The organism is Promicromonospora alba (assembly GCF_042654905.1).
Lineage (GTDB): Bacteria > Actinomycetota > Actinomycetes > Actinomycetales > Cellulomonadaceae > Promicromonospora > Promicromonospora alba.
The window spans coordinates 91,203-113,466 of record NZ_JBHSFI010000001.1; the positions used below are offsets into that span (position 1 = coordinate 91,203).

A 22,264-nucleotide genomic window follows, 5' to 3' on the forward strand; every position below is an offset into this window, starting at 1 on the left:
GCGGGATAATGGATCCGATGCCTCAAACAGCCGATAGTTCGAATCGATCCGATCCATCGTCCGAGCGCAGCACCTTCGCCTCGATCCGTCGTCTCCACCCCTACGTCCGCACCGCCCTGCCCCGCCTGGCCGGCGGGCTGGTCGCGTCGCTCGGCGCCAGCCTCATGGCGCTCGCCATCCCCGCCGTGCTCCGGTGGGTCACCGACGGCCCGCTCACCGAGGGCGTGCGTGAGCACGACTGGTCGGGCCTGGCCTGGTCCGTCGTCCTCATCGCCGTGCTCGGCGTGGGGGAGGCCGGGCTCATCCTGCTGCGCCGCACCCTGGTGATGTTCCCGGGTACGCGGGTCGAGGCCGGGATGCGGATGGCCCTCTTCACGCACCTGCAGGACCTGCCCATCGCGTTCCACGACCGCTGGCCCGGCGGACAGCTGCTGAGCCGCATCATGGGCGACCTCGGCCTGCTCCGCCGCTGGCTCGTGTTCGGCATCCTGCAGCTCGTGGTCAGCGTCGTGACCATCATCGTGGGTGTCGCCCTGCTCGTCGCCACGGGCGGCTGGCTCGGCATCATCTTCCTGTGCGGGTCGATCCCGGTGACCATCCTGGCCTTCCGGTTCTCCAGCAGGTACCGCAAGATCTCGCGGCTCTCCCAGGACCAGTCCGGCGACCTCGCCACCACCGTCGAGGAGTCCGTGCACGGCATCCGCGTGCTCAAGGCCTTCGGCCGCGGGCCGGACGCGCTGGACCAGTTCACCGACCAGGCGGAGGGGCTGCGCGAGACCGAGATCCGCAAGGCCACGACCGACGCCGGCCTGACCACCGCCCTGCGCACCATCCCGGAGGTCACGCAGGCCGTGGCGCTCGTGGTGGGCGCCTACCTGGTGGCCCAGGGCGACATGACGCTCGGCGCCCTGGTCGCGTTCTTCGCCACGGCCCAGGTCATCAACGGCCCCGTCGTCGACCTCGGGATGACCCTGTCGATGACGCTCAACGCGCGCACCGCCGTCGACCGGTACTTCGAGGTCATGGAGACCGAGAACCCGCTGACCGACCCGGCGACGCCCGCCGACCTCCCCGCGGTCACCCCCGGCGTGGCCGGGCAGGCCGGCGGCCACGTCGTGTTCCGCGACGTCACCTTCCGGTACGACGACGCCGTCCGCCCCGTGCTCGACCACGTCGACCTGGAGCTGCCGCCCGGCACCACCACCGCCCTGGTCGGGCTGACCGGATCCGGCAAGTCGACGCTCGCGATGCTCCCGCCCCGGCTCTTCGACGTGACCGACGGCGTGGTCGAGGTCGACGGCGTCGACGTCCGGGACCTGACCCGCGCACAGGTGCGCGAACGGGTCGCCGTCGCGTTCGAGGACCCCACGCTGTTCTCGGCGTCCGTGCGCGAGAACGTGCTGCTCGGCGTCCCCGACACCCTGTCGGCGGCCGAGCGCGAGGCGCTCCTGACCCAGGCGCTGGAGGTGGCGCAGGCGCAGTTCGTCGCCGAGCTGCCCGAGGGCGTCGACACGCGCATCGGCGAGGAGGGTCTGTCGCTGTCCGGGGGCCAGCGGCAGCGACTGGCGCTGGCCCGCGCCATCGCCGCCCGGCCGCGGGTGCTCGTGCTCGACGACCCGCTCTCCGCGCTCGACGTCACCACCGAGGAAGCGGTCACGGCCCGCCTGAGGGACGTGCTCGACGCCACGACGACGCTCGTCATCGCGCACCGGCCGTCGACGGTCGCCCTCGCCGACCGGGTGGCCGTGCTCCAGGGCGGCCGGGTCACCGCCGTCGGGACGCACCACGACCTGCTCGCGAGCGACCCGCACTACCGCTACATCATCTCGAGCCTCGAGGACGACTACGTGGCGAACGATCCGCACTGCCCGGCCCCGGGAAGCTCCGACCAGCACACCTCCGACCAGAGCCAGGAGGCGCTGTCATGACCGCCGCCACCGAGCCGACCACCACCCGCCGTCGGCCCACCGACGCCGCTGCGGACGACGAGACCCGCCTCAACAAGGAGACCTCGCGCAGCGTCCGGCGCCGGTCGATGCGCCTGCTGGGCGACCTGCTGCGCCCGCACAAGAAGGCCCTGGCCTGGGCCGCCGTACTGGTCGTGGCATCGACGCTCGGCGTGGTCGCGGGGCCGTGGCTCGTGGCCGAGGCGATCGACCGAGCGGTACCCGCACTCCGCGACGGTTCGGCGACGCCGCTGGTCCTCATCGGCGCCGGCTACCTCGTCGCGGCCGTGCTGGGCGGCGTCGCGGCGGGCGCCTACATCCGGGCGGCGGCCCGCATCGCCCAGGCGGTGCTGCTCGACCTGCGCCGCCGCGTGTTCCGCCAGACCCAGCGCCTGTCGCTGGAGTTCCACGAGTCGTACACGTCGGGCCGGATCATCTCCCGGCAGACCTCCGACCTGGAGGCGCTGCGCGAGCTGCTCGACGGCGGCCTGACCGGCGTCGTCTCCTCCCTGCTGCTCATGCTGTTCACCTTCGTGAGCCTGCTGCTCATCGACTGGCGGTCCGGCCTGGTGCTCGCCGTCGCGTTCGTCCCCGCCTGGCTGCTCACCCGCTGGTTCCAGCGCATGTCGCAGCGGTTCTACCGGGAGCAGCGGACGGCGTCGGCCCGGCTCATCGTGAAGTTCGTCGAGACGATGACGGGCATGCGCGCCGTGCAGGCGTTCCGCCGTGAGCCGACCACCGAGGCGGACTACCGCACGCTCGGCGAGGACTACCGCGACGCCAACCTGCAGATCTTCGGCGTCAACGGCCGGTTCCAGCCGGGACTCATCCTGATCGGCAACATGACGGTGGTGGCCGCGCTCGCGGTCGGCGGCTGGCGCGTCCTGGATGGCACGCTGGCCGTGGGTGCGCTGGCGGCCGTGCTGCTCTACTGCAAGCGGTTCTTCCAGCCGGTGCAGCAGCTCGGCATGTTCTACAACTCGTTCCAGTCGGCGACCGCGGCGCTCGAGAAGGTCTCTGGCCTGCTGTCCGAGGAGCCGACCGTCACCGAGCCCGCGCACCCGACGCCGCTGCCGCTGGCGGACGGCGGGCGGGCTCGGGGCGAGCTGCGCCTGGACCACGTGCGGTTCCGGTACGGGGACGGCCCGGTGGTGCTGCCCGACCTGGACCTCACGATCCCCGCCGGGCAGACCGTCGCGGTGGTCGGGACCACGGGGGCCGGCAAGTCGACGGTGGCCAAGCTGGTGACCAGGTTCTACGACGCGTCGGAGGGTGCGGTGCGCCTGGACGGCGTCGACGTGCGCGACCTGGCCTCGGCCGACCTGCGCCGCGCCGTCGTCATGGTGACCCAGGAGGCGTACCTGTTCAGCGGGTCGGTGCGGGAGAACATCGCGCTCGGCCGGCCGGACGCCACCCAGGAGGAGATAGAGGCCGCCGCCCGGGCGGTGGGCGCGCACGAGTTCGTGCTGGGCATGCCCGACGGGTACGACACCGACGTGAACAAGCGCGGCGGGCGGGTCTCGGCCGGTCAGCGGCAGCTGCTGTCGTTCGCCCGGGCGTTCCTGGCCGACCCGGCGGTGCTCGTGCTCGACGAGGCGACGTCCTCGCTCGACATGCCCGGCGAGCGGCTCGTGCAGCGCGGCCTGCAGACGCTGCTCGCGGACCGGACGGCCATCATCATCGCGCACCGGCTGTCCACGGTGGCGATCGCCGACCGGGTGCTGGTGATGGAGCACGGTCGGATCGTGGAGGACGGCAGCCCTGCCGAGCTCATCGCGGGCGACGGCCGGTACGCCCGGCTGCACGCGGCGTGGCGGGACTCGCTGGTCTGACGGGGCTTGCCGCGTCGACCGCCTCGACTCCCTCCTTCGAAGTCTGACGGTCTCCGTTCTGAGACGTTTCAGTACGGAGAACGTCAGACCTCAAAGGGGAGGCCCCCGTGGCTGCCCGCCCGCTGGCAGCGTCAGCACCTGGCCCGTCGGTCAGGCCGTTGATGATCGCCTCGAGCGCCCGGTCGAGCTCGGCGTCGGTCACCCCGCCGAAGCCGAGCACCAGCCCCGTCAGGCGGGCGCTGCGGCAGTAGTCGGCGAGGAGCGGGACGTCGAAGCCGGCGGCACGCCCTGCCGCGCGTGCCCGCTCGGCCGCCGCCGGGTCCGTGAGCCAGGTCGAGTACATCCCCGCCAGCGGGCCCGCGAGCTCGGCGTGCGACGCCATGGCGGACGCCACGCGCGGCGCCCGGTCCGCGTAGACCCGGCGGGCGGTGCGCACCACCTTGTCGGCCCAGCCGTCGCGCAGCAGGGTGAGCATGGCGCGCTGGGTGGGCCACGGCGGGGTGTCGTGGGTGACCGTACGGCGTCGGACCAGGCGTTCGTGGATCTCCGGCGGCGCGACGAGCCAGCCCAGCCGCAGGCTCGGGCTCACCGACTTCGAGGCGGTGCCCAGGTAGGCGACCCGCGACCGGTCGAGGGCCGCGAGGGCGGGCACGGGGGCGACGTCGTACCGGAACTCCGAGTCGTAGTCGTCCTCAACCACCACCGCGCGCGCCTCCCGGGCCGCCGCCAGCAGAGCGAGCCGGTCGGCGGCCGGCATGACCCGGCCCAGCGGGTGCTGGTGTGCGGGCGTGACGTAGGCGGCGGCGCAGCCGGCCAGGTCCGTGACGGGCTCGAGGCCAGGATGGTCGACGACGCCGCGCCCGGCCGCCCGGACCATCTCGACGGCCGCGCGGTACCCGGGGTCCTCGACGAGGACGTCCCCCGGCGGCAACGCCCCCAGGAGCTGCCGCAGGCCGTCGGTCGAGCCGGCGGTGACCAGGATCTCGTCGGGCTGTACCTGCACGCCGCGGGTGCGGGCGAGCCGCTCGGCGAGCGCTTCGCGGAGGTCGGGGAGGCCGCGCGGGTCGGGATAGCCCCGCGGCGCGGCCGCGACGGAGACCTCGCGCCAGGCGCGCCGCCAGCCGGCGAGGTGCCGGGGGTCGATCCAGGGCGTCCCGGCGTCGAGGCGGACGAGCTGCGGCTCGCGGGTGGCCGGCTGGGGCCGGGTTCCGGTTCCGGTTCGGGTTCTGGGCCGTGTTCTGGGACGGGTCGGGGGAGCGGAGGCGTGTGGCGCTGCCGGTTCGGGTGCGGGTGCGGGTGCGTGGGCAGATGCGCGTGCGTGCGTCGTGCTCACGGCCGGCGGAAGCGCCCCGCCGGACGCCACGTACGTACCCGACCCGCGGCGCGTCTCCACCCAGGCTTCGGCCAGGAGCTGGTCATACGCCTGCTCGACGACGGCGCGCGCCACGCCCAGGTCGGCCGCCAGGGCACGGCTGGAGGGCAGACGGTCACCCGCGGTGAGCGTGCCTCCGGTCACCAGCGCGCGGACGGCGCCGGCCAGCTGTGCGGGAAGCGGCTCGGGGCGGGCGCGGTCGAGACGGACGGGGAGCATGAGGTCTTCTCCGGCTGGGGCTGGGGCTGGGGCTGGGGCTGGGGCTGGGGCTGGGGCTGGGGCTGGGGCTGGGCGCGTGCAAGTGGCTTGTTTGAATCGCGGCAAACTGGCCCGTGTCCACCGGCCACTTCCGGGCCAGGCTAGCGGCATGACGACGCAGCAGCTCTCCCCGACCCCACGCACCACGCCGACCCGCGGCCGCAACCGCCAGGTCGAGGACCGGCGTCAGCTCATGGCGCTGCTCTCGGACGCGCTCGTGGCGCACCTGGGCGTCGTCGCCGGTGGGCATCCGGTGGTGCTGCCGACGGCCTTCGCCGTCGATGCAGCCGGGCCCGACGACGGTGGTTCGCTCTACCTGCACGGGTCGGTCGCCGCCGGCTGGCTCGCCCCGGCCCTGGAGCAGGACATCTGCGTGACCGTGACGGAGCTGGACGGCCTGGTCCTGGCGCGGACCGGATTCCACCACTCGATGAACTACCGGTCGGCGGTCGTGATCGGGCGACCCCGCCAGGTGACCGACCTGGAGGAACGGCGCCGGGCGCTCGACCTCGTCGTCGACCACATGATGCCCGGCCGGGCGGCGACCCTTCCGCCCGCGACGCGCAAGGAGCTCGCGGCGACGGCTGTCATCGCGCTGCCGCTGGCCGAGGCCTCGATGAAGCAGCGAACGGGCGGCGCCTCGCTCGAGCCGGGGGACCTGGACCTGACGGGCTGGGCAGGGCTCGTCCCCGTGCGCCGCGTCGCGTCGGCGCCCGTGACCGAGGACTACGTGTCCGACCCGGTGCCGGAGCTGGTCCTGCGCCGCGCGGCGGAGCTCGGCCAGGCGTGAAGTGCCCGCCGAGGCCCGTGCATGACGTCGACGCGCGACGGGGTCGGAGGCTCCTCCTCGGGGGCTGTTGGGCTTCTTCGCCTGACCGCCTTCTTCGCCTGACCGCCTGACCGCCCGACCGCCGCCTGCCCGCCGTGTGACGACTCGTCTGACTGGCCGCGCTCAGTGCCCAGGCGGACTGGTGGCGACCCCGAGCAGACAGCTGGCCTGCTGAGCAGCTGCCCGAGCGACCTTCCAGAGTGGGCTTGCAGATCTGCGGTGCCACACCTCAGAAGGGTGGCTCGTCGGGGAAGCGGCGCAGACGCTGCTCGGTAGTCGGTGGTTCGACCGACGACCGTTCAGTGGCCGACGCGGTGATCTCTGTGCTGTTCGACCCGTCAGTCGTCGATCCTGCGGTGGGTCGACGTTCGGTGGTGGGTCGCTGGGCAGTTGTCGATCCTGCGGTGGTGGGCTGCTCGGCGGTCGTCGACCTTGCGGTGGTGGGCCGTTCAGTTCTGGGTCGCTCGGTGGTCCTCGATCCTGCGGTGGCGGGTCGTTCAGCGATGGGTTGCTGGTTGGGTGGTGGTTGTCCGAGGCGTGCTCGGGTGTCGTCGGTCAGGCTGGTGATGTCGTTGCTGACCTGCCCGGTCTGGGTGGGCGGTCGGGTGTAGGTGTGTCCGGTGGGCGCGGTCCAGGTCGTGGTTCCGGTGGTGGGGTCGCGGACGGGGGTCCAGCCGTGGTGGGTCTTGGCGAGGTGGTGGGCGCGACACAGGGGTTGCAGGTTGGTGGCGCGCGTCTGCCCAGGAGTGCCGGGAGGCTGGTTGGTGGGATCGAGGTCGTGGTCGAAGGGCTGGATGTGGTCCAGGTCGGCCCAGCAGGCGGATCGCTCACACTGCAGGAAGGTGCAGCTCTGGTCGCGGGCGGTGACCGCTTGGCGCAGGACCTTGCCGGGTTGGTAGGTCGTGGTGGAGTAGTCCGTGAGGATCCCGGTGGTGGGATCGGTGAGCAGGCGCTGCCAGGTCGCGTCGGTCGCGATCCGGGCGGCGATGTCTGCGGGGATCGGCCCGTATCCCTCGAGGTGTCCGGGCGTGTTGTCCAGGCCCAGGAGCGTGGTGGCGGGGATCGTGATCCGGATCTGGGGCTTGACCTGGATGACTCGTATCGTCGTCCCGCCGCAGGTGCAGCCGCCGCAGGTGCACCCGGTGGCCGGCACGGTGGTCCGCGGCAGTGCCTCGTCGTTCAAGGTCTCCGCCTCGAAGGCTCCTGCAGCTACTACGGATCCTTCTGCTGTCCCTGCTGCCTCGATCCCCACTGCGTTGGCTGTGGTCGTGTCTGTGGTGGGGCTGCATTCGGGGTGGGGTGGGACGATCATGCGGCCCGTGGTGATCGCGACGAGGGCGTCGGCGCGGGCCTGGGCCAGGGTCCGGGTCGTGCCCGGGGTGCGGCGCAGGGTGTGGGCGGCTTGTTCGATCGCATCCCAGACGGCTGCGGCGTCGGGGGCGGGCAGGTTCGCGCTGATCCAGGCCATGGTGTTGTCAGCCGGGTCGAGGTAGACCGCGCGGCGGGCCATGGCGTGCTTGGTCGTCTCCAGCGTTCCCTTGAGGCGGTGGGCGAACTCGTTCATCTTGTTCCGCAGCCACCCACGGGTTCGGTCGGGTGCCTCTGGTAGGTAGCGGGTGATCGCTTCGTCGCGTTCCTCGTGAGTGAGGGGGTTGCCGGAGCGCAGGAGGATGTCGGCCTTAGCGGTGTCGATCAGCCCGTCGTGCAGGGCGTTCATGACCTGGGGGTGCTCGGCCAGGCCGGCGCCGCGGGCGAGGTGCTTGTTCGCCTCGCGTTGCGGGATCCGGAGGCGGGCGCTGATCTCGGCTGCGGCGGCGTTGTGTTCCTCGGTCCAGGAGCGGCGTCGTGCGATCTCGCCCAGGGCGCGTGACTGCATCGCGGTGGCCCAGGAGATCAGGTCCTGCCAGCGTGCCGCGGCATCGAGCAGGACATCGTCTGCCAGATCAGCGACCTCGATACCTGCCAGGGCCTCGACCAGAGCGGCGCCGACGGGCAGGTGGTCGAGCCCGACCGCAGCAGCATCACCACCGACCAGGCCGTCACCACCGACCAGACCACCGTCCTCAACGGGCACGTCGCGAGCGACGAGCCCGTCGTCGTCGACGGGCTCATTGACAGTAATCAGCTCGCGACCGCCGATCGGCTCGTCACCACGGACCGGTGAGCCCGAGCTCGCATCGTCTGGACCACCGCCAGCGGCCGACGTGCCCGGTGGGGCCACGGCGCTCGGCGTGCTCCGGACGTTCGTGGTTGGACCGTGGCCGTGGCCGGGCCAGGTGACGGTGGCGGTTGGTAGGTTGCCTTCGCCGTCGTGGCGGATCGCGTTCCAAGTCAGGGTGCATGTGGTCGTTGATGCGTCGAGAGGCAGGCCGACCGCAGAGGGCAGCGCATCGCGCAGCAGGTCCTCGACGACTGCGGCGGGACCAGCGGTGCTGTCCGTGTTTCGGCTCATCTCATTCACCCCCTCGTGCTATCAAGAACTCTCTTAGAATCGAATATATGTTCGATCATTTGGTTCCGCATCTCCAGATCCGAAGATGTGGATAACCCCTGCAGCAGCACGCGCGGGGTAGTCGAACGGTCGTGCCTCGCACCAATGAGCAAGTACCAACGACCCTACCGAGCGACACCGACACGCTCACCGACCCGGGGCGGCCGACCCGGCCCGGCCCCGCCGGACACCTCGGCGGACACTCCACCACCGCCCGGAGAAGCGCTGCTAACATCCCGATCGTGACTCCCACACGTTCCGTCCTGCCGCCCCCGGTCGTCTGACCGGAGCGGCACAACGACCGGCCCCCGCGGGCCGGTGCTGGGGCGTGCTCCGCGACGATTCCCTGCCCTCGGAATTCCCTCGGAACGGGCCGGACCCCGCGGGGGCCGGCCAGGAGCACACATGTCATCCACTCGTATCGGGCTGCTCTTCGTATGCCTCGCCGGAATCCTCTGGGGCACCGGCGGCCTCGCACTTGAGATCCTGCGCGACCACTCGCCGATGTCGGTCCTCACGGTCAGCGCCTACCGCATGCTCATCGCGGCCGTCGCGCTGCTCGTGGCCTCGCTCGCCCTGCGCAGGGGTCCGCACCTCGTGGCGCTCGTGCGGGCGCATCCGGTCCGTGCCGTCGTCGTCGGCCTGGGGACCGGCGCCTACCAGGCGCTGTACTTCGGGTCGGTGGCCACGGCCGGCGTCACCGTCGCGACGGTGGTCAGCCTGGGGCTGGCGCCGGTCCTCCTCGCGGTCGCCGACCTCGTCCGGGCCCGGCGCCGGACGGCGACCAGGAGCACCGTCCGGCTGACGCTCGTCGTGGGCTCCGCGCTGTCCGGCCTCGTGCTGGTGAGCATGGCGTCGGGTACAGCGTCGGGCGCGAACGCCGTCGGGCCACGGCCTGTGCTCGGCCTGCTGCTGGCGATCGCCTCTGGCTCCGTCTACGCGGCGACGACGGCGCTCGGCAGCACCCTGCTGGCGTCCGGCGACGTGGACCCGCTCGCCCTGACGACGGTCGCGACGACGGCGGGCGCCGTCGGCCTCGTCCCCGTGGCGCTGGCCGGCGGCGGACCGTTCGTCACGAGCGATCCGACGGCGCTCGGCACGCTCGCGTATCTCGGGATCTTCACGATGGCGCTGGCCTACGGCCTCTTCTACGCCGGACTGCGCACCACGCGCAGCGGAGCGGCGGTCGTCGCGACGCTGCTGGAGCCCGTGACGGCGGCTGTCGCGGCCGCGGTTCTGCTGGGGGAGCGGCTCGGGCCCCTGGGGGTCGTCGGGTCGGTGCTGATCCTGGCCGCCGTGGCGGGCCTGGAGGAGTAGCGGCTCAGGCGTACGACCAGCGTCCGTCCTGGTACGGCCCCTGCCGCGCCGGGACGGACGTGTGGTCGATGGCGGCCATCTGGCCGGTGTTGTACTGGTCGGCGATGTACTGGCTGAACTGCCCGGAGTCGGCGGTGTGGGAGTTGTCCACGTAGTCGTACCCGGCGTTCCCGCCCGGGGCGACGTAGCCGCCGGTGTAGTCCAGCTCCGACCCCGCGGCGTACTGGGGCTCGTAGCCGGCGTCCGCGTACTCGGGCTCCGGCGCGGGCCGGTAGACGGGGAAGGCGCCGGTAATCGCCTGCTGCGCGGCGGGCTGCCACCGGTCGGTCTGCGGGTTGGGCGCGTCGAACGTGGGCGCTGCGGCGACCCGCTGGGCGGGTACGGCGTGGGCCGCGGCCGCTCGCTGTGCGGCCGCCTGCTGCGCCGATCGGGCTGCGGCCGCCTCCTGGGCCGCCGCCGCGCGCTGCGCCGCCGCCCGTTGCGCAGCAGCCTCCTGTGCGGCCGCCTGTCGCGCCGCGGCCTGCCGGGCCACCGCTTCGCGAGCCACTGCCGCCCGCGAGGCAGCTTCCCTGGCCGCCTGGTCCCGGGCGGCGGCCTGCGCCGCAGCCGCCTGAGCCGCTGCTTGCTGGGCTGCGTACCGCTGGGCTGCGAAGAGGGCGGACGCGCCGGCGTCGGGCTGCACGCCGTTCAGCTCGCCGTGGATGCGGCCCGCGAGGTTCGCGGCGATGGCGAAGCGCAGCGGCGCCAGGGAGCTCACGGACATGGTGCCCGTCACCGCCGGGGGCGGCAGGAAGGCGAAGACCTCGTCCTCGCCCAGCCGCAGCCCTTGTGCGAGGGCCGCGTTCAACGTCTCCTCGAGGAGGTACTCGGCGCGGCCGTCGCTGCCCTGGAGCTCGGCGAACATGCCTTCCATGGAGTCCCAGCGGCGTTCGAGCGTGCCCTCCACCGTGTCGAGGAACCACCAGCCCTCGGGAGACTCCAGGAACATGTCGCCGAAGCAGGACGCGAAGCGGGGGGTCTTGTCACCGGTTCCGATCCACGACCAGGACGACAGCGCGAACTCGTAGGCGTCAGGTGCGAATTCTCGGATCAGGTGCACCTTGCGCATGTTGCCATGCTCACACTCCGAGCAAAAGAGGCGTACCGGACACGTAACGATTCGCCTAGGGTGAAAAAAGCAAGTGTTTTCCTGCCGGAAACACGTGGCGGGCGGTCACGGGGCGCCGCTACGGTCTCGCCATGGCGAGCGAGACGAACGGCAACGGACGGGACAGCGGGCAGCACGGCGGCCGGACCGGTCGGTATGCGACCGACCAGGGCGCTGTCGACACCCGGGTCCAGGAGTACTACTCCGGGCGCACGGGGTGGGACGAGCACGCCCGGCTGACGGTCGGCTCGGCGCAGGGGCGGGTGGAGCACACGAGGACCCAGGAGCTGATCCGGCAGCGCCTCGCGCCCGGTGCGCGGGTGCTCGACGTCGGCGGCGCCACCGGGGTGCATGCCGCACCGCTGGCGCAGGACGGCTACGACGTCCTGCTGGTCGACCCGGTCGCCGCCCAGGTCGCCCGCGCCGGGCAGCACGGCACGTTCGAGGCGCGCGTCGGCGACGCCAGGAACCTGGGCGGACCGGGCCTGGACCTCGCGGACGGCGAGTTCGACGCCGTGCTTCTCCTCGGTCCGCTCTACCACCTCGCGAGCCGAGAGGACCGGCTGCTCGCCCTGCGCGAGGCCGTGCGCGTGACCCGGCCCGGCGGCACCGTGGTCGCGGCAGCGATCACGCGGCTCGCGGCGCTGGTCGGCGGGGGCTACGAGCTCTTCCCGCCATCGACCTGGCAGGCGATCCTGGAGCACGGCCACGCCCCCGACGACATCGGGTTCCCCGCTGCCCACTTCCACGACGCCGCGGAGCTCGCCGCGGAGGCCGCCGAGGCGGGGCTGTCCGACGTCGTCGTGCACGGCATCGAGGGACCTGCCGGCGGGGCGCTGGAACGGGTGCGGCTCGACGCCCCCGAGGCTCCTGAGCTGATCGACGCCGCGCTCACGCTCGCCCGCGCGCTGTCGACGACGCCCGGGGTCACCGACATGAGCCAGCACGTCCTGGCGATCGGTACTGTCGCGCCATGAGCATCTCCCAGCCGGACGCCGAGGCCAGCGCCGTCCCGAGGACCGACCCGCCGATCGTCGGCGACGAGCTGACGATCGTGCGGTCGTTCATCGACTTCTACCGCGCGACGATCCGCCGCCAGTGCGAGGGCCTGACGGTCGAGCAGCTGCGTACGCCGCACCCGCCGTCGACCATGACGCTCGCGGGGATGCTCAAGCACCTGGCATACGTCGAGGACGTCTGGTTCAACGTGCGGCTGGCCGGCAACGAGCCGGCCCCGCCCTGGGACACGGTGGACTGGGCGGCCGACTCCGACTGGGACTGGCACAGCGCCCTCGAGGACACCCCCGAGCAGCTCACCGCGCTGTTCGACGACGCCGTCGCGGCCTCCGAGCGGATCCTCGACGAGGTGCTGGCCGAGACGCCGCCGCCCGGCGCGGGCGTCCTCGACCGGACGACCGCGCGGCCCGGGCGCAACGGGCACATCTCCCTGCGCTGGATCCTCGTGCACATGGTGGAGGAGTACTCCCGGCACGCGGGCCACGCCGACCTGCTCCGCGAGGCCCTGGACGGCGCGACGGACCTCTGACCGCGCAGCGCGGAACGACTCAGAGCGGAACGACTCAGAGCAGGAGCCACGCGTAGTCGGCGGCCTCGAGCACTATCCAGAACCTGAAGAACCGGCCGACCAGGCCGGTGCTGATGAACAGCCACAGCCGCACGCGCAGCACGCCCGCGACGACCGACATCACCATGAACGGCGGGAGGCCCGCGAACGCGGAGGCGAGCAGCACCAGGCCCATGTAGACGGGGCGCCCGTCGGTGCGGTCGCGCCAGCGGGCCATCGCGGCGGCGGCCTTCGGGGACTCCAGCTTGCGGCGCAGCCACGGCAGGCGGGTGGTCCCGGCGCCGGCCCAGTACCAGAGCAGCTTGCCGGCGATCTGCCCGGTCGCGGCCACGGCCGCCAGCAGCACGCTCGGATAGGTGTCGTTGGTCGCGGCCACCGCCAGGTACGCCTCGAGCGCCATGAACGCCGCCACGGCGGAGCCCGCGGAGTAGAAGAAGGTGGACAGCAGGAGCATCGGGCCTTGTCTGTCCTCAGCTGACGGGGTGCGGGGCGGTGACGGCGGTCACAGTCGATGTCACAGAGGGACGTTAGCGCCTGCCGCGACGAGCTGCCGAATCAGGGCCGCGGCGGGTGGCGCGGGCGGGCCGACCGTGAGGGCCATGACCCGGCGCACGGCGCCCGGCAGGGGAGCGTTCGCGATCCCGGGGTTCCGGTGGGCGCGGAGCGTGAGCCCGGGCAGCAGGCTCACGCCCGCTCCTGCGGCCACGAGGGCCTGTACCGCCACGTAGTCGTCGGTCTCGAACGCGATGCGCGGGGCGAACCCCACGGCGGCACAGCGGGCCACCATGTCGGCGCGACATCGTTCGCAGCCGGCGATCCACTCCGCGTCGTCGAGCAGCTTCAGGTCCGGCACGAACCCCGGCACGGGGGCCGCGTCGAGGTCGACGGCCGTCACGAGGTGGACGGGGTCGTCGAGGATCGTCGTCGACTCGTAGCGCGACAGGTCGTCCATGGACCGCGCGTGGCGCACGTCCGTGTGCTCGAACACCAGCGCGACGTCGACGGCGCCCGACTGCAGGGCGGCGACGGCGTCCGGCGGCTCGTGCTCCACCAGGCCCACGGAGAGCCCCGGATGCTCCTGCTGGAGCCGGGCGACGGCGTCGGGCACCACGGTGGCCAGCGCGGAGGGGAAGGCGGCGAGGCGGGCGCGGCCCGCACGCAGGCCGGCGAGCGCGTCGAGCTCGCGGCGCGCGCCCTCGACGCGGCCCAGGATCTCCTCGGCGCGCGTAGCCAGCAGGCGGCCGGCCTCGGTGAGGCGGACGCCGCGGCCGTGGCGCTGGAGCAGCGGGATCCCCGCGTCGGCCTCCAGGCGGGACAGGTGGTGACTCACCGACGGCTGCGCGTAGTGCAGCTCCTTCGCTGCCGCCGTGACGGACCCCGTACGGGCCACCGCCGCGAGGACACGCAGCCGGGTCAGGTCGAGCTCTGCGGTCATGACCCCAGGCTAACCCAGAAAGATAGGTGTTATCGATCGAAAGTCTTCGTAACAGGTATTGGACCTATGGGTCATGCTGGGGTCACGCTGGAACCATGACGCTCGCGACCCTCCCGCCCCGGCTCTCGGCACCGGCCCCGCCGACCATCGCCGACGTCCTCGCCGCGCAGGCCCGCCTGGAGGGCGTCGTCGTCCGCACCCCCGTGGGGCAGTACGCCGAGCTCGACCGGGCCACCGACGCCGCCGTAGTCGTCAAGCACGAGAACCAGCAACGCACCGGAGCCTTCAAGGCCCGCGGCGCCAGCAACCTCATGCTCTCCATGTCCGACGCCGAACGCGCCCGCGGCGTCGTCGCCTACTCCACCGGCAACCACGCCCAGGGCGTCGCCTACGCCGCCCGCCTCACCGGCACCGCCTGCACCATCGTCATGCCCGACGACCCCAACCCGGTCAAGCTCCGGGCAGTCCTCGACCTCGGCGCCGACGTGCTGCTGCACGGCGCCAACTTCGACGACGCCCGCGCCCAGGCCACCGCGCTCGCCGAGAGCTCTGGCGCCCGCCTCGTCGGCGCGGCCAACGAACCCGGCATCATCGCCGGCGTCGGCACCCTCTACCTCGAGCTCTTCCAGCAGGCACCCGGCCTCGACGTCCTCGTCGTACCCGTCGGAGGCGGGTCCGGCGCCGCCGCCGCGAGCCTGGTCGCCGCCGCCGTCGCCCCGGGCACCGCGGTGATCGGCGTCCAGTCCGCCGCATCCCCCGCGGCCCACGACTCCTGGCACGCCGGAGCACTCGTCGAGCGCGCCAACACCACCCGCGCCGAAGGCCTCGCCGTCGGCTGCGGGTTCGAGGTCACCCAGGCCCTGATGCGCCGGCACCTCACCGACTTCGTGCTCGTCACCGACGACCAGATCACCGCCGCTCAGCACCTGTACCTCACCGGCGCGCACACCGTCGCCGAGGGCGCGGGCGCCGCGGCGCTCGCAGCGGTCCTCGCGGACCCGGAGCGCTTCGCGGGCCGGAACGTCGGGGTCGTGTGCACCGGCGGGAACGCCAGCGGGGACGAGCTGCGGCGGGCCCTGTCTGTCTTGTGAGACTGTCTTGTGAGTCCGCCTTGTAGGAGCGGTCGCCTGAGCGCTGCGTACGGACCTGGGCCCGACTAGGCTCGGCGGCATGGCCCGCTACTTCGACGTCCACCCCGTCGACCCCCAGCCGCGCAGCATCGCGCAGGTCGTCGCCATGCTGCGCGACGACGCCCTGGTCGCCTACCCGACCGACTCCTCGTACGCGCTGGGCTGCCGCATGGACTACCACGACGGCGCGGACCGCATCCGCAGCATCCGCAGGCTCGACGACAAGCACCACTTCACGCTGGTGTGCTCGGACTTCGCGCAGCTGGGGCAGCTCGTGAAGCTCGACAACTCGGCGTTCCGCGCGATCAAGTCCGCCACGCCGGGGCCGTACACGTTCATCCTCCCGGCCACCGCCGAGGTGCCGCGCCGGCTCGCCCACCCCAAGAAGAAGACGGTGGGCGTGCGCATCCCCGACTCCGCCGTCACGCAGGCGCTGCTGCGCGAGCTGGGGGAGCCCTTGCTCTCGTCCACGCTGATCCTCCCGGACCAGGCCGAGCCGATGACGGACGGCTGGACCATCAAGGAAGAGCTCGACCACCTGCTGGACGCCGTGGTCGACGGCGGGGACGCCGGGACCGAGCCCACGACCGTCGTCGACTGGTCCGACGGGTTCCCCGACGTCGTGCGCATAGGAGCCGGGGACCCCACTCGTTTTGAGTGACCGCTCCGAGTGAGCCCGCGCTCCGGGCTGCTCGCGCTGAGTGTCACCGGCGTCGCATAACCTGTGCCCCATGACGGACCTCACCGGGCTCGAGCAGGCCCGTACCAAGATGACCGAGGCAGGCGTGGCGCCCGCCGCCATCGAGACGTTCACGCGGTTCTACCACCTGCTGCAGTCGGGTGCGAGCGGCATGATCCGCGAGGACGACATCGACCCGCTGGTCGACATCCCGAACCGCGCCGAGCTGAGCATCGGTGACGACGAAGCGGCCGCGGCCCTCGCGAAGACAGCGATGCTCAAGCTCAACGGCGGGCTCGGCACGTCCATGGGCATGGACAAGGCGAAGTCGCTGCTGCCGGTGCGGGTCGCGCCGGCCTCGTCCGACGACGGTCCGGCCGGCGAGCCCGAGATGCTCACGTTCCTCGACATCATCGTCGGCCAGGTGCGCGCGGCCCGGGAGGCCACCGGCGCCCGCCTCCCGCTGCTGTTCATGAACTCGTTCCGCACCCGCGACGACTCGCTCGCGGCGCTGGAACGCTATCCCGACCTCGCGGTGGACGGGCTGCCCGTCGACTTCCTGCAGAACCGCGAGCCCAAGCTGCTCGCCGAGGACCTCACGCCGGTCACCTGGGAGAAGGACCCCGACCTCGAGTGGTGCCCGCCCGGCCACGGCGACCTGTACCCGGCGCTGCACGCGTCCGGCGTCGTCGTCGCACTGCTGGAGGCCGGCTTCCGGTACATGTGCGTCTCCAACTCGGACAACCTCGGCGCCACGCCGGACGCCACGATCGCCGGCTGGTTCGCCGCATCGGGTGCCCCGTACGCCGCCGAGCTGTGCCGCAAGACGCCCGCCGACGTCAAGGGCGGCCAGCTCGTCATCCGCAAGGCCGACGGCCAGATGGTCCAGCGCGAGACCGCGCAGACCCACCCCGACGACGTCGCTGCGTCCCTGGACGCCACGCGCCACCCGTTCTTCCACACCAACAACCTCTGGTTCAACCTCGAGGCGCTGGCCGCCGAGCTCGAGCGGACGTCGGGCGTGCTGGAGCTCCCGCTGATCCGCAACGACAAGACCGTCGACCCGTCGGACCCGTCGTCGCCCAAGGTCGTGCAGATCGAGTCCGCGATGGGCGCGGCTGTCGCCGTCTTCGAGGGTGCGACGGCGATCGAGGTGGAGCGCTCGCGGTTCCTGCCGGTCAAGACGACCAACGACCTGCTCGTGCTGCGGTCGGACGTCTACGACCTGACGCCCGACTACCGGCTCGAGGCGCAGGCCCTCGCGCCGCTCGTGGACCTCGACAAGGACCACTACAAGCTCATCGACGACTTCACGCAGCGGTTCGCCGCGGGTGCGCCGTCGCTGCGCGACGCCGACTCGCTGACGGTCCGCGGCGACTGGACCTTCGGGTCCGGCGTGCGCGTGGAGGGCAAGGCGCAGCTCACGGGCGACGGCGGCACGGTGCCCGACGGCGCGACGGTGGGCCCGGAAGGGTTCTGAGCGTACGGCTCGGCGCGGTCGGTAGAACGTCAGGTGGTCGGCACCTCGGAATGCCGACCACCTGACGTTCTACCGACCGCCAGACGTTCTACCGACTATCGCGTGGTTGCGCGCCAGGTCTCCTCGATCTCCACTATGCGTTTCCGCAGCGGGGTTGGGTCGGTGTCCGGCGGGACCGGGCCGTGCGCGGCGGCGTCGGCCAGCCAGTCTGCCCAGGCCTGCCAGCGCGGCAGGTAGAGCTCCCGGACCAGGCCCTGCCAGTGCCTGCCCGAGTAGTCGTGCAGGCCGTTGTGCTGCCCGCCCCAGACGCTGACCAGGCTCCGCGCCTCGCGTTCCATGGCGTCCCGTTCGGCGTCGGTGTCGCCCCAGGCGCGCGCGCCGTCGACCCACGTGGAGACCCGGGTCTCGGGGCGGGCTCCGGCCAGGTCGTCGAGCCGCAGCAGGTCGGCGCGCAGGCGGCGCATGTGGGCGCGGACGCCGTCCGGGTCGCCCGCGCGTGCCGCCGTCAGGATGCCGCGCACGTGCGCCCGGGTGCCCTGTGCGAGGACGTGGCCCGCCAGCTCGGCGATGTCGGCGCTGAGGAGGTCGCGCGCCGGGTTCGGCAGAGAGGCCGGGAGGGTCTCCGGGAGCCTGTCGCGGACCACTGTCAGCTCCCGGACGGCCTGGTCGAGGCGGGGGAGCGCGGTTGCGACGGCGGGGTCGTTCTCGGCGTCGATGTTGGACGACGGTGTCGGCGGCGCGTTGCCGATCGCCTCGCCCGCGCTGCGCTGGGCGGGGAACGGCAGCCCTGCGGCCCAGGGGCGAGCGATGACGGGCGTCGGGACGGAACGGGTACGGCCCTCGCCGTAGAGAGTTGAATAAATAGTGTGCCAAGCACGTAGCACCACTTGTGCCAGGTCCGCACGTACCTCACCGCTCAGCCCGGACGGGACCGGTCCTCTACCCGATTCAGTACCCGATTCGATATTCGATTCTGTGCCCGATCCTGTGCCCGACTCCCTGACCGGATGCGGCTCCGACAGCCCGTACCGGTCCAGCACGAACCGCTCCAGCCAGCGGTCGAGCTCCGCGGGGGAGCGGGGGGCGTCGTCCCAGGCGAGGTCGGTCGCGAGCTCGTAGAAGACCTCGTTGTTCTCGATGGCCTCGGGGGCGAGGCCGATGCCGCGCAGGTGGGGTACGCCGTCGGGCAGGGCCTGGACGTCCCGGACGAGGCCGCGCAGGTCGCCGAACAGCGCCGGCCGGCCACCGAAGTTGTGCAGCGCGCACCAGACCCACGGGCGCCCGGCGAGCGGGGCGCCGTCGGCGAGGAGGGCCTGGTGCAGCGGCACGTGCTCGCCCCAGAGGTCCAGGACGAGCGTGCGGTCGACGGGGACGTCGCGCAGGTAGGCGGCCACGCGGTCGGGCGTCCAGAACGCGCCCTTGTAGTGGAAGGGCCAGCCCTGGAGCACCCAGACGGCCTCCGGGTCCGCGGCGGCTAGGGCCCGGTAGGTGCCGCGGCCTGCGGCGCGCAGGTACTCGACGTCGCCCGACGGCGGGACCGACTCGATGTACGGGTCGACGGCGTAGTGCCCGGATCCCGGGCCGAGCAGCTCGCGCTGGACCTGCGCGAAGGTCGCGAACAGCTCCTGGAAGCGACGCGACTCCGGATGGAGGAGCGGGATGTGCCAGCCTTGCCACTCGATCTCGCCGGCTGGGTGGTCGCCGGCTGTGTGGTCGCCGTCCGGGGCGTCACCGTCGGGAGCAGGGCCCGCGAGGGCCGGCGGGACGTGCCCACCGAACGCGGGGAGCACGGGCGTCATGCCGAGCTCGCGCATCCGGACCAGGACGCGCCGGGCCAGGTCGACCCGGCGCTCGGCCCAGCGCGCGGGCAGCGGACCGCCGAACGAGTGCATGCCGCCCATGAACGTCCACGGGAAGTGCGCGGCGCCGCCCAGCCAACGCGCGGCCTCGGTGTCGGGCAGACCGGCCCGGCGGAACGTCTCGGCCAGCACCGCCTCGTGCGCCACGAGCATGAGCGGGTGCGTGATGCCGTGCAGCGCCATCCAGTCGATCTCGCGCTCCCACCGGGCCCAGCCCCAGAACGGCGTCGAGTACCCGAAGGTCACGACGTTCAGGTAGTACCGCACCTCGTGCGGCGACGAGACGATGGTGCGCGGCGCGTCCGGCAGCGGGCTCGGACTGGTCGTGCTCGGACTGGTCGTGCTCGTGATACGCGGCTGCTGCCAGGTCAGCCGCGTGCCCAGGTGGTCGCGGACGTACCGTGCCAGCGCGACGGACGCTGCCACCGCGTCGGTCGCCCGGATCATCAGGTGGCCGGCCTCGGCCCGGTACTCGGCGGTGTCGTGCCGGGCAGCGTCGGGTCGGTCGGCGTCGAACCCGGTGGGCTCGACGGTGACCCGCCGCGGGTCGAGGCCGGCCCGCTCGGCGACGCCGCGGACGGCGTCCGCCCACGGGCTCGCCGTGCTCACCGCACCCTCCGGACGGTGCCGTCCTGAGGTGTGCTGTCCTGGCCGGGGCTCATGCCCGCAGAACCCAGCGCGGCCCCGGACCACCGCCCGAAGTCCACCACGCCGGCACCCGAACGCGACCACTCCGCGGCGAACGCCATGAGGTGGCTGTCCAGCGCTGTGGCGAACGACAGCTCGCCCGAGCCGACGGTGCCGTCGACCACCGCCCGGCAGAACGCGTCCATGAGGCCGTCGTCGCCGCCGGCATGACCGCCACTCAAGCCAGACTCCGGGGCCGGGTGGGCAAGAAGCGTGTGGGTGGCGTGGCCGAGCGGCCCGTCCGTGCCGGACTCGACGAGCTCGACGCCGGGCAGGGCGCCGAGGACGGCGTCCGGCAGCCTGCCCGACGGCGAGAACAGGTCCACCCGGATCTCGCCCGACTCCATGTGCCCGTGCAGCTGCCCGCGTGTGCCGGTGATCGCCAGGTGCCGCGTGTTCTCGGCGGTGAACGCGCTGGCCGTGAGCGTGACGGTGAGGCCGGAGGGGAACCGCAGGAGGGTCTGCTGGTGGTCGGCGACGTCGTTGTCGCAGTGGTAGACGCAGCGCCCGTACGGCCCGCGCCGCAGGGCGGCGAGGCGGCCGGCGGGGGACAGGTCGTCGCCGAGCATCGTGACCGGGTGACCGGTGACGTCGCGCAGCGCGTCCAGGTAGTAGCGGGGCGCGTAGAACGGGCAGTCGGCAGCGGCGGGACAGCCGTCGGTGCAGCGGGCGGGGGCGCCCTCCGGCGCGTTCTCCGGGCGGAAGTGCAGCAGCGAACCCTCGCTCGCCACGGTCCGGGGCGCCGACCCGGCGAGCCAGCGGATCAGGTCGAGGTCGTGGCAGGTCTTGGCGAGCACCATCGGGCTGGACTCGGCGGCGTTGCGCCAGTTGCCCCGGACGAACGAGTGCGCGAAGTGCCAGAACCCGATGTTCTCGCGCACCTCGATGGTCGCGAGGTCGCCGAGCGTGCCCGCCGCGACGACGGCCCGCACCGCCCGCCAGAACGGCGCGAACCGCAGCACGTGCCCGACGGCGATCCGGGCGCCCGTCCGGCGCACCACGCCCGCCAGGTCGGTCAGGGCGGCGAGCGTCGGCGCGGCGGGCTTCTCCAGCAGCATCGGCAGCCCGGCGTCGGCGACCGCGGTGGCCGCGGCGACGTGGAGGGCGTCCGGCAGCGCGACGATCACGGCGTCGGGCCGCAGGCGGCCGAGGTCCGCGACCAGGCCGGTCCAGTCGGCGTAGCGGGCGGCGGTGGTGCCGGCCAGGGCCTCCAGTCGGGCAGCGTCCGGGTCGGCCACCGCCACGATCCGGGCGCGGTCGGGGTGCGCGCGGGCCCAGCGGCCGTAGGCGTCGGCGCCGCGGCCGCCGGCTCCGAGGACGGCCAGCCGGACCGGGGGCCGGGCGGGAGCGCCGGCCGGAGTCGCCGTCATCTCTCCGCCCCTTGGACCAGGCCCGACACGATGTACCGCTGCGCGAGGAAGAAGACGATCACCACGGGCACCGTCACCGCGATGGACCCGGCCAGGAGCACGGTGACCGGCACCTGGAAGTCGCCGAGCTGCGCGATACCGAGCGGCGCCGTCCAGAGGTCGCGGTGCTGCACCAGGAACAGCAGGGCGTAGAAGTACTCGTTCCAGGCGATCATGAACACGTAGATCGCGGTGGCGACGACGCCGGGGATCGCGATCGGCAGCACCACCCGGACGAGCAGCTGGGGCAGCGTGCAGCCGTCCATGATCGCCGCCTCCTCGACGCTCTGCGGCAGCGCGAGGAAGAAGTTCCGCATCATGTAAAGCGCGACGGGCACCGTGGCCGCCACGTAGACGACGAGCAGCCCCACCAGGGTGCTGGTCAGGCCGAGGCGGGACAGGATGACGAACTTCGGCACCGCCAGCACGATCCCCGGGAACAGGTAGACCGCCAGGATGATGCCGTTCGTCAGCGCCCGGCCGCGGTACCGGAGGCGGGCGGCGGCGTAGGCGCCGAGCACGCAGACCAGGATGCTCAGCGCGACGGTCCCCACGGCGACGCCGAGCGAGTTGAGCACGAACCGGCCCAGCCCGAATCCGCCGTCGGCCTCGTCGCGCATCGCCGTCGTGAAGGCGGACAGTTCGAGCCCGGACGGCAGTCCGAGCGGGTCGCGGACCACCTCGCCGTACGGCCGCACCGAGAGCAGCACGCCGTACAGCACGGGCCCCAGCGACCACAGGAGCGCGACGACGACCACGACGGCACGCCCGACCCGGGCGGCACGGGTGGGCCGTATGCCGCTCATGA

17 protein-coding genes are annotated in these 22,264 nt (G+C 72.8%); 9 read left to right on the forward strand and 8 right to left on the reverse strand.

All coding sequences use genetic code 11. The annotated features are described in order from the left end of the window. Positions 1 to 17: 17 nt before the first annotated feature. Both ACFO6V_RS00455 and ACFO6V_RS00460 read left to right on the forward strand, forming a co-directional pair. Positions 18 to 1,928, forward strand: coding sequence for an ABC transporter ATP-binding protein (locus ACFO6V_RS00455; protein ID WP_377131027.1), 1,911 nt, complete (start codon positions 18 to 20; stop codon positions 1,926 to 1,928). Further along, the gene (locus ACFO6V_RS00460; RefSeq protein ID WP_377131029.1) at positions 1,925 to 3,778 is read left to right on the forward strand and encodes an ABC transporter ATP-binding protein; all 1,854 of its coding nucleotides are present in this window, start codon (positions 1,925 to 1,927) and stop codon (positions 3,776 to 3,778) included. Before ACFO6V_RS00455 ends, ACFO6V_RS00460 begins: the two co-directional genes overlap by 4 nt. Here ACFO6V_RS00460 and pdxR read toward each other — a convergent pair. After that, positions 3,717 to 5,369: a MocR-like pyridoxine biosynthesis transcription factor PdxR gene (gene pdxR, locus ACFO6V_RS00465; protein ID WP_377131031.1), complete on the reverse strand. Its 1,653-nt coding sequence runs from the start codon at positions 5,367 to 5,369 to the stop codon at positions 3,717 to 3,719. The genes ACFO6V_RS00460 and pdxR overlap by 62 nt on opposite strands. Before the next feature lie 148 nt (positions 5,370 to 5,517). On the opposite strand from pdxR, the gene ACFO6V_RS00470 reads away from it, so the two are divergent. After that, positions 5,518 to 6,198, forward strand: coding sequence for a pyridoxamine 5'-phosphate oxidase family protein (locus tag ACFO6V_RS00470; protein WP_377131033.1), 681 nt, complete (start codon positions 5,518 to 5,520; stop codon positions 6,196 to 6,198). 268 nt (positions 6,199 to 6,466) lie between these two features. Here the strand turns inward: ACFO6V_RS00470 and ACFO6V_RS00475 are convergent, their stop codons facing one another. Continuing rightward, the gene (locus tag ACFO6V_RS00475) at positions 6,467 to 8,689 is read right to left on the reverse strand and encodes an HNH endonuclease (RefSeq protein ID WP_377131036.1); all 2,223 of its coding nucleotides are present in this window, start codon (positions 8,687 to 8,689) and stop codon (positions 6,467 to 6,469) included. 444 nt (positions 8,690 to 9,133) lie between these two features. Here ACFO6V_RS00475 and ACFO6V_RS00480 point away from each other — a divergent pair, with 444 nt between their 5' ends. Then, entirely contained in the window at positions 9,134 to 10,045 is a 912-nt protein-coding gene (locus ACFO6V_RS00480) for a DMT family transporter (RefSeq protein ID WP_377131038.1), read from the forward strand. 4 nt (positions 10,046 to 10,049) lie between these two features. Here ACFO6V_RS00480 and ACFO6V_RS00485 read toward each other — a convergent pair whose 3' ends face one another. Beyond that, complete coding sequence (locus tag ACFO6V_RS00485) at positions 10,050 to 11,153, reverse strand: hypothetical protein (RefSeq protein WP_377131040.1); 1,104 nt, start codon at positions 11,151 to 11,153, stop codon at positions 10,050 to 10,052. A 131-nt stretch (positions 11,154 to 11,284) separates the two neighbouring features. On the opposite strand from ACFO6V_RS00485, the gene ACFO6V_RS00490 reads away from it, so the two are divergent. Both ACFO6V_RS00490 and ACFO6V_RS00495 read left to right on the forward strand, forming a co-directional pair. Further along, a complete protein-coding gene (locus ACFO6V_RS00490; RefSeq protein ID WP_377131042.1) occupies positions 11,285 to 12,169 on the forward strand; it encodes a class I SAM-dependent methyltransferase in 885 nt (294 codons plus the stop codon). Continuing rightward, a complete protein-coding gene (locus tag ACFO6V_RS00495) occupies positions 12,166 to 12,738 on the forward strand; it encodes a DinB family protein (RefSeq protein ID WP_377131044.1) in 573 nt (190 codons plus the stop codon). Before ACFO6V_RS00490 ends, ACFO6V_RS00495 begins: the two co-directional genes overlap by 4 nt. 34 nt (positions 12,739 to 12,772) lie before the next feature. Here the strand turns inward: ACFO6V_RS00495 and ACFO6V_RS00500 are convergent, their stop codons facing one another. Both ACFO6V_RS00500 and ACFO6V_RS00505 read right to left on the reverse strand, forming a co-directional pair. Beyond that, positions 12,773 to 13,231 carry a VTT domain-containing protein gene (locus tag ACFO6V_RS00500; RefSeq protein ID WP_377131046.1) on the reverse strand — a complete coding sequence of 153 codons (459 nt, stop codon included), beginning with the start codon at positions 13,229 to 13,231 and terminating at the stop codon, positions 12,773 to 12,775. A 60-nt stretch (positions 13,232 to 13,291) separates the two neighbouring features. Next, complete coding sequence (locus tag ACFO6V_RS00505; protein ID WP_377131048.1) at positions 13,292 to 14,212, reverse strand: LysR family transcriptional regulator; 921 nt, start codon at positions 14,210 to 14,212, stop codon at positions 13,292 to 13,294. 95 nt (positions 14,213 to 14,307) lie between these two features. On the opposite strand from ACFO6V_RS00505, the gene ACFO6V_RS00510 reads away from it, so the two are divergent. From ACFO6V_RS00510 to ACFO6V_RS00520, 3 genes are all read left to right on the forward strand, one after another. After that, positions 14,308 to 15,303, forward strand: a complete 996-nt coding sequence (locus ACFO6V_RS00510) for a threonine ammonia-lyase (RefSeq protein ID WP_377131050.1) — start codon at positions 14,308 to 14,310, stop codon at positions 15,301 to 15,303. A gap of 79 nt (positions 15,304 to 15,382) precedes the next feature. After that, on the forward strand, positions 15,383 to 16,003 hold the full coding sequence (locus ACFO6V_RS00515; protein WP_377131052.1) for an L-threonylcarbamoyladenylate synthase: 621 nt from the start codon (positions 15,383 to 15,385) through the stop codon (positions 16,001 to 16,003). A 70-nt stretch (positions 16,004 to 16,073) separates the two neighbouring features. Next, entirely contained in the window at positions 16,074 to 17,501 is a 1,428-nt protein-coding gene (locus ACFO6V_RS00520) for a UTP--glucose-1-phosphate uridylyltransferase (RefSeq protein ID WP_377131055.1), read from the forward strand. Between the two features lie 95 nt (positions 17,502 to 17,596). On the opposite strand, the gene ACFO6V_RS00525 is transcribed toward ACFO6V_RS00520, so the two are convergent. The 3 genes from ACFO6V_RS00525 to ACFO6V_RS00535 are packed head-to-tail and all read right to left on the reverse strand — an operon-like array spanning position 17,597 to position 22,262. Beyond that, positions 17,597 to 19,969, reverse strand: a complete 2,373-nt coding sequence (locus tag ACFO6V_RS00525; protein ID WP_377131058.1) for an alpha-N-acetylglucosaminidase — start codon at positions 19,967 to 19,969, stop codon at positions 17,597 to 17,599. Then, a complete protein-coding gene (locus ACFO6V_RS00530; protein WP_377131060.1) occupies positions 19,966 to 21,417 on the reverse strand; it encodes a Gfo/Idh/MocA family protein in 1,452 nt (483 codons plus the stop codon). Before ACFO6V_RS00530 ends, ACFO6V_RS00525 begins: the two co-directional genes overlap by 4 nt. Then, the gene (locus tag ACFO6V_RS00535) at positions 21,414 to 22,262 is read right to left on the reverse strand and encodes a carbohydrate ABC transporter permease (RefSeq protein WP_377131062.1); all 849 of its coding nucleotides are present in this window, start codon (positions 22,260 to 22,262) and stop codon (positions 21,414 to 21,416) included. The genes ACFO6V_RS00530 and ACFO6V_RS00535 overlap by 4 nt, the downstream gene beginning before the upstream one ends. Positions 22,263 to 22,264 lie beyond the last annotated feature (2 nt).